The sequence below is a fragment of the Sphingobacterium sp. NGMCC 1.201703 genome (assembly GCF_047784615.1).
In the GTDB taxonomy this organism is placed as follows: Bacteria; Bacteroidota; Bacteroidia; order Sphingobacteriales; family Sphingobacteriaceae; genus Sphingobacterium.
Window position 1 is genome coordinate 386,945 of sequence record NZ_JBLOHD010000001.1, and the last position, 14,431, is coordinate 401,375.

10 protein-coding genes are annotated in these 14,431 nt (G+C 40.8%); 4 read left to right on the forward strand and 6 right to left on the reverse strand.

Features of this window, described 5'->3' with window-relative positions; all coding sequences use genetic code 11:
• Nucleotides 1-88 precede the first annotated feature (88 nt).
• On the forward strand, nt 89-3,319 hold the full coding sequence (locus ACK8HY_RS01610; protein ID WP_416132522.1) for a sugar-binding domain-containing protein: 3,231 nt from the start codon (nt 89-91) through the stop codon (nt 3,317-3,319).
• A gap of 99 nt (nt 3,320-3,418) precedes the next feature.
• On the opposite strand, the gene ACK8HY_RS01615 is transcribed toward ACK8HY_RS01610, so the two are convergent.
• From ACK8HY_RS01615 to ACK8HY_RS01640, 6 genes are all read right to left on the reverse strand, one after another.
• On the reverse strand, nt 3,419-4,315 hold the full coding sequence (locus ACK8HY_RS01615; protein ID WP_416132523.1) for an alkaline phosphatase family protein: 897 nt from the start codon (nt 4,313-4,315) through the stop codon (nt 3,419-3,421).
• Nucleotides 4,316-4,450: 135 nt separating this feature from the next.
• Nucleotides 4,451-5,155, reverse strand: coding sequence for an HAD hydrolase-like protein (locus ACK8HY_RS01620; protein WP_416132524.1), 705 nt, complete (start codon nt 5,153-5,155; stop codon nt 4,451-4,453).
• 16 nt (nt 5,156-5,171) lie between these two features.
• The gene (locus tag ACK8HY_RS01625; RefSeq protein WP_416132525.1) at nt 5,172-6,422 is read right to left on the reverse strand and encodes an MFS transporter; all 1,251 of its coding nucleotides are present in this window, start codon (nt 6,420-6,422) and stop codon (nt 5,172-5,174) included.
• Nucleotides 6,422-7,516 (reverse strand): zinc-binding dehydrogenase, encoded by a 1,095-nt coding sequence (locus tag ACK8HY_RS01630; protein ID WP_416132526.1) that lies wholly within the window; start codon nt 7,514-7,516, stop codon nt 6,422-6,424. Before ACK8HY_RS01630 ends, ACK8HY_RS01625 begins: the two co-directional genes overlap by 1 nt.
• A 436-nt stretch (nt 7,517-7,952) precedes the next feature.
• The gene (locus ACK8HY_RS01635; protein ID WP_416132527.1) at nt 7,953-8,291 is read right to left on the reverse strand and encodes a hypothetical protein; all 339 of its coding nucleotides are present in this window, start codon (nt 8,289-8,291) and stop codon (nt 7,953-7,955) included.
• Nucleotides 8,292-8,315: 24 nt separating this feature from the next.
• Nucleotides 8,316-8,666 carry a lipocalin-like domain-containing protein gene (locus ACK8HY_RS01640; protein WP_416132528.1) on the reverse strand — a complete coding sequence of 117 codons (351 nt, stop codon included), beginning with the start codon at nt 8,664-8,666 and terminating at the stop codon, nt 8,316-8,318.
• 417 nt (nt 8,667-9,083) lie between these two features.
• Between ACK8HY_RS01640 and ACK8HY_RS01645 the strand changes: the two genes are divergently transcribed.
• The 3 genes from ACK8HY_RS01645 (at nt 9,084) to ACK8HY_RS01655 (ending at nt 14,423) form a co-directional block, all read left to right on the forward strand.
• Nucleotides 9,084-9,665, forward strand: a complete 582-nt coding sequence (locus ACK8HY_RS01645) for an RNA polymerase sigma factor (RefSeq protein WP_416132529.1) — start codon at nt 9,084-9,086, stop codon at nt 9,663-9,665.
• A gap of 53 nt (nt 9,666-9,718) precedes the next feature.
• The gene (locus ACK8HY_RS01650) at nt 9,719-10,912 is read left to right on the forward strand and encodes a FecR family protein (RefSeq protein ID WP_416132530.1); all 1,194 of its coding nucleotides are present in this window, start codon (nt 9,719-9,721) and stop codon (nt 10,910-10,912) included.
• 124 nt (nt 10,913-11,036) lie between these two features.
• Complete coding sequence (locus ACK8HY_RS01655; protein ID WP_416132531.1) at nt 11,037-14,423, forward strand: SusC/RagA family TonB-linked outer membrane protein; 3,387 nt, start codon at nt 11,037-11,039, stop codon at nt 14,421-14,423.
• The last annotated feature ends 8 nt before the right edge of the window (nt 14,424-14,431 follow it).

Here is a 14,431-nt window from a genome sequence, read left to right on the forward strand (position 1 = left end):
CATATTTTACATGTTTTTACTATTTTTCTACATCTTGGATACCGTTAATAAGAGTTTCTTTGAATAATACTTTAATACCACATTATTTATGAAGCTGTTATCTTTTTCTATCGGAGTTTTCTTTTGGATTATCTCAACTTACTCATTTGCACAGAACAAACATATGTTGGACGGAACCTGGCGCTTTAGTCTGGACGAGAATAACCGTGGACTGAAAGAAAAGTGGTTTGAACGTGATCTTGCCCAAACAATCCAATTACCGGGGACGACAGATGAAGCCAGCTATGGGACAAAAACAACTGGATCTGACTTTGGTATCCTAACCCGAGCATATAAATATTATGGACCTGCTTGGTACCAGCGGGAAATTACCGTGCCAACCGACTGGAAAGGCAAACAGATTTTCCTGAACCTGGAACGCGTGATGTGGCAATCTATGCTTTTCGTGGATGGCCGACAATTTACGTCGCAGGATGCATTAAACTCGCCACATCTGTATGCACTAGGGACGCTTAGCCCGGGCAAACATCGGCTGACAATCCGTATAAACAATGACATGATCTACAACATTGGTGACAAAGGTCATGCTTACACAGAGTACACTCAGAGTATCTGGAATGGTATAGTCGGCAAAATTGAACTCATAGCAAAGAATCCAATCCATTTTTTAAATCCACAAGTTTTCACATCAATTGCACCCAAGGCTTTTCAGCTCAAGGATACTTTATTGAATAATAGTGGCAAGAAAAGCTCCGTAACGCTAGCCTATTCCTTACGGGAACGTAAGAGTGGGAACGAGCTGTTTCTTGGAAAGCGGAAGTTTACTTTATTATCGGCAAAACAACCTATTGATATTACTGAAAATGTAACTGATTTAGTTCAATTGTGGGACGATATCAATCCGAATCTATATACATTGACGCTGAGGTTATCGGATGATAAGGATCGCGAATTGGAAGTGAAGGAGATGGAAATAGGTTTTCGTGAAATCAGCGCTTCCAAATCGAAGATTTTAGTAAACAAACGCCCTGTTTTTCTACGTGGAAATTTGGATTGCGTCCATTTTCCATTAACCGGTTATCCGGCGATGGATGTTGAAGAGTGGGAACGGATCTTTCGTATCTATAAAGCTTATGGATTGAACCATGTGCGCTTTCATTCCTGGTGTCCACCAGAAGCGGCATTTGTTGCCGCAGATCGAATAGGGCTTTATCTTCAGCCTGAAGTCATCTGGCTGGATTGGTGGATGGCAGTTGACAATCCGGGACGTGAAGAAATGAACACAAAGGGCAGGCCGAAGGGGCTAGGTCACAATGCGTCGGCGGATTCATTTGCACAAAAAGAGATTGCTACCATGTTGGCCAGTTATGGAAACCATGCTTCTTTTGTAACAATGGCCATCGGCAATGAATTGGGGAATTCAGACTTTGACGTCATGGAATCCTGGCTAAAACCTTATAAAGCAAAAGATTCAAGAAGATTATATGCTGTTTCTTCAGCACGGAAGATAACAGCGCTGGATCAGTTTATCGCAACACATTATATTGACAAATTAGGAGGGACCAGAGGGCTACGTGGTGCGACAACGGATTGGGATTTTGAAAAGGTGTATAGTCAATCCAATATCCCCGTTATCGCACATGAAATTGGGCAATGGCCCGTATACCCAAGATGGGATGAAATAAAAAAATACACTGGCGTACTGAAAGCCAGAAACCTTGAACTTTTTCGCGAACAAGCCAGAAAAAACAACCTCGAATCACAAAATGAAGCTTTCGTGCAGGCTTCTGGCGCACTCAACCAGCTGATGTATAAAAATGAGATAGAATCCTTTCTTCGAACACCTTCGGCAGCAGGCATACAACTGTTAAGTATGCAGGACTATCAAGGGCAAGGGGAAGCGCTAATAGGTTGGCTGGATGCTTTTTATGATAGCAAAGGGATTACTACCCCGGAAAAATTCAAGATGCACCATGATACCACAGTGATGCTGTTACGTCTTCCAAAATTTGTATGGAAAACAGAAGAGCCTTTCAAGGCCAAAGTGCAGGTTGCCCATTACGGTAAGGCTGATATCCAAGATGGGGTGTACTGGAAGATTTATGATGAAACAGCAAAAGTGCTCTCCGCTGGTGATTTTACGAACCAAACTTTTCAGGCTGGGAGCTCAGAAATTATAGGATCCTTTACCAGTGATTTTTCCAAGGTCAAAAGAGCTACAAGGCTAACCGTGGAGGTTGGATTGAAAGATCGGCCCAATAAAAATCGCTGGGAGATCTGGGTATATCCACCAGTCAATGTTCATGAAAAAGAGGTGTATGTAACAGAGCGGTTTGACGCTAAGGCAGAGCAAGTTTTAAATGCCGGCGGAAAGGTCTTGTTGGATGCTTCTGATCTGGGCAATGTGAAAACGGCAGATATGATTAGCTTCTACCCATTGTATTGGTCACTTACTTTTTTTCCGGGGCAGGGAATCAATACGATAGGCCTATTACTGCGCGACAAACATCCGGCATTCAAGGAATTTCCAACAGATGCATACAGCAACTGGCAATGGCAAGCAATCTACAAAGGTGCAAAAGGCTTTTATATCAATAATTTTCCGGCGGACTATAGGCCCATAGCACAGCCAATAGACGATTTTCATCGCAACAACAAGCTGGCTTCTATTTTTGAATTAAAGGTTGGAAAAGGCAAGTTATTGGTGACTGGTTTTAACATACAAGATGAGAAAAATCCAGTAAGCCAGCAGCTGAAAGCTAGTCTCCAAAAGTATATGGTTTCTGATGACTTCGATCCCGATTACCAACCAAATTTGGATTCATTACGAAAAATGTTTGTCTTCGTGGAGCCTCTAAAAAGTGTTGTACCAAAAGCCTTTAAAAATTCACTGCTGTATGTCGAAGCCGGCAAAAAATCCCAAGCTACTGACCGAAATGTCGATTGGTCCTCTGCCGTGGATTTGAATGAAGCGAATAAATCGACGACTTATAGCGTCAAAGCAGAGGGTGTCTGGAAAGACGAGGTTTCTTCAGCCTGGCAGGGCAAACAAATGGAAGTGACCATGCATGTGCCACAAGGTATGATCGGTACTTTTTACGTCTTTTTCCATGACTGGAATAACTTGGGACGTCAGGCAGATATTGAATTTGAAGGACGGCCGTATACCTTAGGCCGACACGACAAAGATGGTCAGTGGATCAAATTGCATGTGATGCGCGAAGATTCCAATGATGGGGTATTAAAGTTAAAAGTGAATACCTTAAAAGGACCCAATACAATGATTTCGAAGATAGCCTTGACGGAGGAAGTAGATTAAGAAAATATATAGATCTGGCAAGAATTTAAAATTTCTACCGTTCACAGCAACGGTAGAAATATTAAAAATATGTACGACAACAATTTGTTCGCGCTATTTTTATTTGAAAATTTCAGGAGGGGCGATACCAGTCCATGATTTAGGGATATTTTTGAGGCCAAAGATTTTAGCTAAGATCCACGAGGTATTTCGGTTACTGTTAAAAAAAGCAGCTGTATTGCCCAGGTTTTTTATCTTTTTGCCTGTGATACCAAAAGGGACTTGCATCTCGTTCATTGTCACTCCGCCGTGGCCTTTGGCAATACCACCATGATCTGAAAGCAACAGGAAATAGCTGTTCTCATACAGATGATCGTCTTTTAGCTGTTGGACAAAACGACCAATTTCGACATCAACTTCTTCTATCGCGGCAATGTATTGCGGTGACATCCAACCATGCTGGTGGCCAGCATGGTCGACGTGAACACTGTATAAAAAGACCAAAGTGGGATCATTCTTATTGTCGCTGATAAATTTTAATGCTTTTGCGTAGTTGTTTTGATATTTGTCATTTTCTTCAAAGGAAACTTCGTCAAGATATTTTGTGTTGATTGGATTGATGAGTTCTGCCCAATTGTAATAGAATGCAGTCTTGGCTTTTGGCTGTTTATCTTTCAGTACCTTAAATATAGAAGGGGTATAACCATTGGCGTCAGTTTCTATTGCTTTGAGGGGATGCTTCGCCAAGGTCCAATTGTTGGCTGTGATTCCATGCTCTTCGGGACCTTGCCCCGTAAGATGACTTGTCCAGTTGGGCAAGGTCACTGAGGGGATCACAGGTCTACTGCTGAGGGTGATCAGTCCCTTTTCAAAAAGCCTATCAATATTGGGATGTTTGGATCCATTAAACCCTTCTGTACTGAAACCATCCAAACCGATGACAATAATACGTTGGGCGTTTACATGCAAGCATACAGCGAGCAAGAATAGCGAGAGTAGAGATTTTAGTTTTATCATTTTTAGGTTATTAAATGTTTGTTTTTAATAATTGCGATGGATAGTTTAAGTTGATTTTTTTGTTGAAACCCATGGATACATATAGCCTAGTCGACGAATATATCTGCGTAGACAGTAGCTGTGTTATTTAATTTTTTATAAATGGATATGTTGGATAATTTCGATAATTTCTTTCGGTTCTTTGATCAATTTGTCGTGCGGCAATACGCTCAATTCCTGTTCATTGTGTGAACCATATAATGACCCGACGTTGCAATACACCTTTGCGCTGTACCCGGATTGCAGATCAGAAGGGGTATCCCCTAAATTGATTACCTCTTTGGAATCAGAGATACCACACTTTTGCATGGCGAGATGAATCATTTCCGGTGATGGACGGCCGTTGATCACATCTGAACTTGTTACAGAGCAGTTGATGATATGGTTTCCTGTTTTATCCAGATTGACATAATCGCTGTTTAGTCCATTATCCCAACCCAGTTTATGGAGGATGATATCCGTTACTTTGCGATAAAAGCCTGTTGTCAGCGCTACTTTGATATCATTTGATCTACAAAATTCAAAAACATCCAATACACCTTCGTAAGGTTTGGCTCCACGCGCACGATAATGGTCCTCTAATATCTTGCAGAAATATTGATAAGACTCTTGCACTTTATTTTGATAATAAGGATGGCTTTCACCAATTTCATCTTTCCAGATCGTTTCGAATACCAATATTTTGGACCAGCCCATCATACTATTGATCTTCTCTGAAGAAATACTTAGGTTGGTGGCGACTATTGCTTCGTAAAAACATTTTTTAACTTCACGGTTATCTTGGACGGTTGTCCCGGCCATATCGAAAATGGCTAATTTAATTTAACTCATTACAATTAATTATAGAATTGTTTGTTTTGACAAAGCTTATGATTGTTGCACATATGGCGCATATCAAGGCAACAAATAGAAATATATTGGCTGTATTGCCAGTGTAATCGATTAGTTTACCGAATAGGGGTTCGCCGATGGCTGCAAATACATAAGCAAACATATTCATCACGCCAATGCCTGTTCCCACGAGTTTTGTTCCCAATAGGTCCGGACATAAAGTCCAGAAATTAGCTTGCGGACCATACACGACGAAACCTGAAATAAACATGAGTATACCAATCAAAAGATGGTTATGAATAGGTATGCAATAGATTAGGATGGCGATAAAGCTACTGGTGATCATACCTGTGGCAATGGACTTACTTCTGTTTTTATTGAAAAGGAGATCGGAGATGTAGCCAAAAGAAACCGCACCCAAAGCCATACCTATTGGAATAAGGAGCGTAAGCCACATATTGCCAGCAGAGTCTTTGTAGTTGTTGCCTAGAAAGTGGATGGGTACCCAAAAGATCAAACCATAACGTGCCATGCTTTGGAATCCGATGGCAAAAGACGCGATCATAAAGTTGCGGTTCTGAAAGACCTGTTGATAGGATTTTTTCCAGTTACTTTGTTTTTGAGGAGATACCTCCTCGTCCTGCTTCGCATATCCTTTTTTTGCTGGTGAGCTATAGGCAACAAGCAGAAAAATCAGCAAGGCGAAGGCGAGAAATAAAATGGGATATCTGAATAGTGTACGCCAGCTTTGCTCCTGTTGGACGAGGATCAACGCCATGAAAAAGGTTAAGACCGAGGAGCTCCCTGCGGCCATGGTATAAAATCCAAAGGCTTTACCGCGTTCAGAACTGTTCCACCAGTTGGCAATCAGCTTGCCGCCAGAGCCCCAGGCCATGGATTGAAAATAACCGTTTAATGTCCAAAGGACAAGAATAGCGATATAGGAATTCGCAAAGCTGATGGATAGATTACATAAAATAGAAAATCCGCCGCCGGTGACAATCATCATTTTGGGGCTCCAACGATCTGCAAGGTTCCCGTTGATCAGCTGACCGATGGCATAGCCCATCAGCATGGCAAAACTAATCCAGCCTACCTGCTGAAAGCTGATGTCGAGCTCTTTGGCAATACCCCGGGCTGCCCACCCAAAATTGTGACGACCCGTGTAAAAAAATAGGTAGCAAAACATGGTAACAAACAGCATCTTCCACTGATCTCTTCTGAAATGCTTTTCCATTAGATCTGTTCTGTTGAAGGTTGAATGTATACGCCTGCCCGAATGGGTTTATGATTTATTGCATAATCTATGGCAGCATTGACTTCTGTGAGCGGAAATTCACGCTCTATAAGTGACTCAAAGGGATATTTCTGCCAGTTGGTAATGATAAAATCTACAGCGGTCGAAAAGTCTGTATAGTTGTAATTGTGGAGCCCTTTTATAGAGAGCATTTTACGGATCACTTTTTCTGCATCTATACCCGTAAGGCGCTGATTAAATACTGCGCCTACAAGGACAGCGTGTCCATGCAACCCCAAAGTCTCGATGCCAAGTTCCATCGCTTCGGGTGAGCCGCTCATATCGATGAATCTGTCGATTACGATATCTTGGAGCAAAGTATTCTTTTTGCTCTCGCTAAGGTTGAGTACATGTGTTGCTCCGAAACTCTTAGCCAGTTGCAAACGTATGGGATTGATATCTGATGCAATAATGTCCTTGGCACCTAATTCGCGGCACATCGCAATGGTCACTAGGCCCAATAGTCCGATACCTGCGATGTGAACATTTTTAGCTGTTATCGTTTCCGCAAGCCGAAGCGCACCTGCAGACGTCGCAACCGCACAATTGATTGTAGCTGCTACGGCTAAGGAAATGTTCTTTGGAAGTATGCGGATACATGTATGTGGACGCAGGATAATATGTGTGGCCAAACCACCGTGAAAGTCGTCCTGCGCTGTAATCTGCCGATGTCCGTATTTGTATAGCCGCTCGTTTTTTTGTGGAGTTTCAGGCTGATAGCTTGGAGTACTTGGATCGCTTGAAAACACGGTCCAAGTAACCAGATCTCCAACACGAAGTTCGTTGCCCTGCGCATCCAAGCCGCAATGACTAGGGGAGATTTCTTCAATTGTACCTACAATTTCATGGCCAAGAATGGTGGGACAGGGTTCGTTACGTAAACCACAGTATGTATGAAGGTCGCTACCGCACAATGTCGTGTAGCGGATGTTTACCAAAATTTCACCTTCACCTAATGCAGGGAGAAGTTTATCCACTTTAGTCAGCGGAGTATTAGCACTGTTAAATACGTAGTATGTTGCCAGCTTTTTCATCAGATATAAATATACATTTGTTTTACAATACTAAACAAAGTTTATTTATACTATATTTTTTAGGTATTAAGTTTTTGTAAAGAATATAGGCGGGATGAGCGTCCTAAAAGGTCTTTTGGCTGGGGGGAGACAGGCTTGAGAGGTATCCCAATGTTTGCAAAGAACTTCCTTTGTAGATAAAGGCTAGCTTATAACTAGCCTTTACCGTCTTAATATTAAAATTGGAATGTTTTTACTTTTTTTACATCTTGCCACATAATATAGGCATCTCGGGTAGGAGCTTCATTACTTTCTGCCACAAGAGATGGGTTGGATGGATACTTCTTCGTTTGGCTATTCCACTTTAAGTGAATAAATTTATTTGCGTTCTTCCCTTTTAGAATCAGTGTTTTCCAGCCGCTATCGCCAGCTGTGCCAACGTAGATCGGTGGATAAGTTACTTATCCGGAAGCTTGATCAAATACTCATTCTGCTTGTCGCTATTGAGGTCAATTTCATAAAATGAAAAGCTGCGGTCAGCTGCTGGCAAAGTTTTGATGTCATCTTTAAGGTAGGACTGTAAAACAGCTGCTAAACTTTTGGCAGAAATGGCATTGCTTGTCTCCTTCAGATAGGCGGTATCCTGTGGTTTTGAAGAAATCGAGTTTGTCGAATCGATTGGACCGGAGTCGCGCTTGCTATCCAAGTTTTGTTGAACATCTGATTTATTGACATTACCGCAACTTACAAAAATTCCTAAGGAGGCTGTTAGGAAAGCATATTTTAATTTTAACATGAATAACAGTTTAAAGTAAGCCAGCTATTCTGCGACTTTTTCGTATTCTAAAATACCAGTTTTATCGCTGCTGATAACGCGTTTTTTGTCGTCGAAAGACTCTACCTTAAATTTGATTGAGATAATACTTACTTTAATGGTGAGTGTTTTATTGTCCTCTGACAATTTCCATTTTCCATTACGGGAATCACCATTGTGGATGCCCTGAAATTTTCCGTCCTCCATAAAAACCTGATAGGTATCTTTCGGAGTCGTAACTTGTCCATTAACGTTCGTCTGTTTGACTAGTTTCCATTTCCCGATAAGCTCTTTGGCGGTTTGGCTGTAACCTGCAAAAGTGCAAAGGAGTAGAATAAGTGTTGCTGCTATTTTCATCTTGCTTGATTTATATTTCTAAAATTACGGAGTATTCGCAATAATCAGTACAAATAAGATTTATTTAAAGTTTGACCTCTGTGATCGAGATATTAATTATCATAAACTAATTTGTAATTGACATCGTATAATGAGGTGTATTTCAGGAGTGTTTTTTTAAACCAGATTCAATTACTCATCGTATTGTAAGCAATAATTGTTATGTCCGACCTTTTTCTTGGTTTTTATAACTAAACAAAGTTTATATATACGATATCTGTGTTCATAATATTTTACATGTATTTGTCACCATTATACATTTGTATATACATTTCTTTTTTATATCTTGAACCAATTTACAATAATAAATCAATTGGCTGGTAATGCCCGTCTCCTTTGTATGGGAATTACTGCTGTTCTTGTTAAGTACCATTCATAATGAATATAGCGGAAGAAAAGGAGAAGTTGTTAGCATTAATTCAGGGCGACAAAAAAGCTTTTGAATTATTCTATAGCTTTTATCGTCCTCAGCTCTATGGATATGTATTTAAACTTGTCCGTTCACACGAAGTCAGCCAGGAGATATTTCAGGATATCTTCATCCGGCTCTGGAAGCAGCGCGAACAGATTGATGCGGAACAGTCTGTGCGAAGCTACCTTTATACGATTGCCCAAAATCTCGTGTACGACTATTATAAAAAAGTAGCTTCAGATCGAAATAAACTGGAAACGTTTAAATTGTTTTACGCCACCGCATCCGAAAATAATATCGAGGAGATGCTTGGTTTTAAAGAAGTCCGGGATCACCTGGATACTATCCTCGCCATGATCCCGGAAAAATGCCGGCAGGTGTATGTGCTCTGTAAATTGGAGGGCAGAAGTTATCAGGAAGTCGCCAAATTGCTTAATATCTCCATCGCAACCGTAAATAATCACATTGTTAAAGCGACGAGTATAATTAAAAGTAATTGGAAATCAGATGTTTTCTATCTTTTTTTATTTTTTTATATTTTTCAATAGTTGGTTTTCCTTTACGATTCGTAGTGCTGGTGATAATCAATTAGAAAAACCAGGTGAATCAAGAAGATTTAAAAAAATTATTTGAAAAATATATAGCGGGAAATTGTACGTCAGAAGAGCTCGATACTTTCTTTCAATTTGTTCGTAACAAAAAGAATGAAGAGTTTTTGTTTGACCTGATGCGTCAACATGATGTTGAAGAGGAACTTTGGACAACAGAGTTCAGGGAACAGATGCAGATTGCTTTTGAAAAAACGGATGATTTTCTCGCTAAAAAGATCTTACAACCTGCCAAAACTCATAAAATTGCTTATTTAAAATGGCTGCCTTATGTCGCTGCCAGCATACTGCTGTCTGGCGCAATCTTCCTCGGATGGCAAAAATGGCAAGAATCACCTTTTAAGGAGCCTTCCAGCATCCTGGTGAATAATAAGACCGATAATCAGGCCGAAATAAAATTGCCCAATGGTGAGCTTATCTTTTTAGCCTCGGAAATTAAAACACCCCAATTATTGTTTGAAAAAGATCAAGTTCAATTGCTGCAAAAAACGGGTAGCCGGCTCGAAATAATAGGTAAGGGTAGTGGCCTACTCACAAATGAACTGCTCGAATTGAAAATAGCCAAAGGTAAACGTATGCAGCTCTGTTTTGCAGATGGCAGTTTGGTAATGCTCAATTCCACATCCCACTTTACATTTCCTTTGGAATTTGCTGCGCAAGAGCGGAAAACGGAGCTCTTGGGTGAAGGCTATTTTGAAATAGCACACAATCCACAAAAACCATTTTTCGTCAAGACACCGACACAGCTGGTCCAGGTTTATGGTACCAAATTTAATGTCCGCGAATATCCGGATGAAAATATCGTCAGTACAGCTTTATTTGAAGGAAAGGTATCCGTTCGCAAGCGACATGGAGATGCCTATGGTAGGGCTGATTTCTTGACGCCAGGTAAAAAATTACTATTGGCAAAGAATAGCCACAGCAACGAAAAAGCAGAAATAGAAAATGACAAAGAAATCAGGGGCTGGATCACCGGACGGCGGTATTATAATGGAGTTGCATTAAAGACTATACTACGTGATCTCTCGCATGATTTTGATATTCTGATTGATTGGGATAAAATACCAGAGCTGAGATTCCAGGGTACAATTCCACAGGATTTTGCTTTGGATCAGATTATAGAACTCATTAACCAGACAGCAAATATCAAATTATACAAAAGGAATAACCTAATAACCATTCAATAATAAATTTATGAGAAACAAAGAAAAACCAGGCTGAGGAAAAAGCAAAATCGGACGTGGTACCAGCACATCCGATCGTTGCTAGGAGTAAAAAACAAATTTTCTAAGAACCTAACATGACAAAAGTATGAATTTTAAAATTCAATACAAGCAATTGTATTGCCTTGTCTACCGATTTAAAAAAATTAAGCGTAGACCCCTGATTTATGGTATCCTGCTTATGAAACTAATTGTCTTATTGACAGCGATGGGAACGTTGAATACGTACGCTGCCGTATATGCACAAAGAATCAATCTCAATCTGAAAAGCGCAACTTTAAAGGAGGTTTTGGATCAGATCGGCCAACAGTCTAAGTACGACCTGTTTTACAACATCGATTTTGTCGAAAAACTGGGCAAACTGGATGTAAAACTGGAAAACATGGAGCTCGAAAAGGCCATGGAAAGTCTGAGTCAGCGCCTTCCTATTGATTACAAAATCAAAGCAAATATGATTACTTTATTTCCTAAAGCAGGAAATTCGGTACCACAACGCATGGTCAAAGGTAAAGTAACGGACGAGGAGGGAAATCCTTTGTCCGGGGTTACCATTGTTGAAAAAGGAACTAAAAACGGAACAACAACCGATGCCTCCGGAGAGTTCAGTTTAAAGGATAGCAAGGTCGGAGCGACCTTATCCATTAAGATCCTTGGATATGTCGCTCAGGAGGTAATGTCCAATGGTGACTTCTTAAACATTCGTTTATCCAAAGACGTGGCATCCCTGGATGAAGTTGTCGTGGTCGGTTATGGCCAAAGCAATAAGCGTAATATCAATAGTGCTGTGAGTACATTGGATATGGGAAATGTGGCTAAAATCCCTGTCCAATCTATTAACGATGGTATCGCAGGTAGGATTCAGGGGGTAATCGTAACGAGTAGCTCTGGTGCGCCCGGGGCTAAAAGTTCAGTATCTATTCGCGGAGCAGGTACCCCTTTGTACGTTATTGACAACGTGATCCGCTCCCAGAATGATTTCTTAAATATCAATCCCAACGATATCGAAAACTATTCGGTGTTAAAAGATGCTGCAGCAACAGCACTTTATGGCGCGCAGGGTGGAAATGGTGTTATCCTGGTAACAACGAAAAGGGGAAAGGAGGGCGCTATGGATATCAATTATACCTTTAATCAGACCTTCTCCCAACCGACCATTTTCCCCAAGAAACTCAGCTCCTATGAAAACTTAAAAGCCATCAATGAGGTGTATAAGTTTGAAGGCTTGCAACAGCCGACGCCAGATAATATATTGGAGTATTACAGGACGCAGGAAAAACCATATGAATACCCCAATACAGATTGGCAAAAAGTAGGATTAAAAGATTATGCCACTGAACAAAGACATGATTTGGCGATCACTTCAGGATCTGAACGGTTAACGTATTATGCATCGGGATCTTATTACAACCAAAATAGTAATCTAAGAACTGATAATAATAACAACAAGCGCATTACGTATCGGTTAAATACAGTTAGCAACTTTAAAGAGGTACATTTAAAAGTTACGGCAGGGTTGGATGGCTATATTGAAGATAATGTTCTTCCGAGTTCTTCTACTGCATCTTCGTATGCGGCATTTTATCAACATATACAACAAAAGCGGTCTTCGCAATTAGCTTATAACGAATTTGGACTTCCATCTTCCAATACGACCGATAACCCTGCCGTCGAACTGTCAGATGCCTCGGGTTACAATAAGTCCAATTCCCGCATATTTAATAGTATACTTTCGTTTGAATACGATGCGCCGTTTCTCGATGGTCTGACCTTAAAAGCCAATGGGAATTATAATATGTGGAACTCCAAAAATAAGCTGTGGAATTTAACCGCTCCTTCCTATGCAAATAATAGTACCACGCCCATTTTGGGCAATCCACCAAATCTGACAGCAACACGTGGAGAAGGGAGTACCTTATTATTGCAAGGATATTTGCTGTATAATAAAAAATTCGGTGACCATTCCTTTGATTTTACGGGGGTTTATGAACAGGCAAAAAATCTGAGTAGCTCCGTTTCTGCAACTCGACAACAATATCAGATCTTATTTGACCAGTTTATAGCCGGGCCAACAGTTAATCAATTGGCGAGTGGTTCGGAATCTGAAAGTGGTCGCGCCGGCTATGTAGGTCGTCTATCTTATAATTACAAATCCAAATATTTTTTCGACGGATCACTTCGTTACGACGGTTTGGATCTATTTCCGAAGCAAAGACAATGGGGAACATTTTATGCGCTCTCCGGTGGTTATGCAATCTCGGAGGAATCCTTTTTCCAATCGTTGCGCGAACGTAATATTTTAAATTACCTCCGTCTGCGTGGGTCCTATGGTTTAGTGGGGAGTGCAGAAGGTATTTCTCCTTTTTCATACGTGCCTGGCTATAGCATTAACGCCAATACATGGGTTGTAGAAGACAAGCCCGTGCAAGGATCCTCTGAACCAGGCAGTTTGCCAAGTACCAATTTCTCTTGGTATAGCATACGCGAACGGAATTTTGGACTGGACTTTGCCTCCCTAAGTAACCGACTCACAGGTACATTCGATTACTTCTACAAACGAACGACGGGCTATGTTGTTGCCGACACTCGCTATGCCGCAACCTTGGGGATAGGTCTCCCACCAATAAATTTTGACGCAGGGGCTTTCCGTCGACATGGCGCTGAATTTAACTTAACATGGAATGATAGAAAAGGAGATTTTACCTATAAAGTGGGCATAAACTTTACTTATTTCAATCAATTATGGGAACGTAATCCAGCTGAAGACGAAGCTGCCGTGAAAAACCCTTATACAAGGGAAACCGGTATTGTTGATTTGGGGATAGTACGTGGCTATATTAATCAGGGATATTATCAAAACAATGGAGACCTGCTGTATGGCCCGCGAAGGATCAGCTCAATCAATGTGATCGCCGGAGATCTGCGTTATGAAGATTTCAATGGCGACGGTAAGCTGGATGGTGCTGATCAGGTCCGTGTTGGAAGTAATTCCTTTCCCCGGATTAATTATGGTACAACCTTCGACTTGGGATATAAGGCTTGGAGCCTATCTGCGGTGATTATGGGATCGGGCAATCGTGACCGTTACCTTGGTAGCATGATTCAGGGATCAAGTGCTCAAAATATATTGATTTATGGTTTTCAGCAAGACTATTGGCGTTTGGATAATACGGATGCATTATTTCCTAGACAAGTATCCACAACAGGTGTGAACGGCAACAATAACTTCGTAACCAGCGATTTCTGGATTTTGCCTTCACGCTTCGTCAGACTCAAATATTTCCAACTTGGCTACGACTTAAAGGCTCAGCTATTAAAAAACACCAAATTCAAACAATTCCGTGTGTTCGCCAGCGGTACCAATTTATTGACCTTCTCGAATACAAAGAAATTTTTTGTAGATCCTGAGTCTGATCAGAACAATGAGAATTATCCCATTCAACGTACGATTTCTTTGGGTGTAAATGTTGGATTTTAAGTAGATAG

What these genes read in the sequence shown, in the direction of transcription:
- ACK8HY_RS01655 (WP_416132531.1), top strand. Translation starts at nt 11,037, where the DNA reads ATGAATTTTAAAATTCAATACAAGCAATTGTATTGCCTTGTCTACCGA.
- ACK8HY_RS01615 (WP_416132523.1), bottom strand. Translation starts at nt 4,315, where the DNA reads ATGATAAAACTAAAATCTCTACTCTCGCTATTCTTGCTCGCTGTATGC.
- ACK8HY_RS01620 (WP_416132524.1), bottom strand. Translation starts at nt 5,155, where the DNA reads ATGGCCGGGACAACCGTCCAAGATAACCGTGAAGTTAAAAAATGTTTT.
- ACK8HY_RS01625 (WP_416132525.1), bottom strand. Translation starts at nt 6,422, where the DNA reads ATGGAAAAGCATTTCAGAAGAGATCAGTGGAAGATGCTGTTTGTTACC.
- ACK8HY_RS01640 (WP_416132528.1), bottom strand. Translation starts at nt 8,666, where the DNA reads ATGAAAATAGCAGCAACACTTATTCTACTCCTTTGCACTTTTGCAGGT.
- ACK8HY_RS01630 (WP_416132526.1), bottom strand. Translation starts at nt 7,516, where the DNA reads ATGAAAAAGCTGGCAACATACTACGTATTTAACAGTGCTAATACTCCG.
- ACK8HY_RS01610 (WP_416132522.1), top strand. Translation starts at nt 89, where the DNA reads ATGAAGCTGTTATCTTTTTCTATCGGAGTTTTCTTTTGGATTATCTCA.
- ACK8HY_RS01635 (WP_416132527.1), bottom strand. Translation starts at nt 8,291, where the DNA reads ATGTTAAAATTAAAATATGCTTTCCTAACAGCCTCCTTAGGAATTTTT.
- ACK8HY_RS01645 (WP_416132529.1), top strand. Translation starts at nt 9,084, where the DNA reads ATGAATATAGCGGAAGAAAAGGAGAAGTTGTTAGCATTAATTCAGGGC.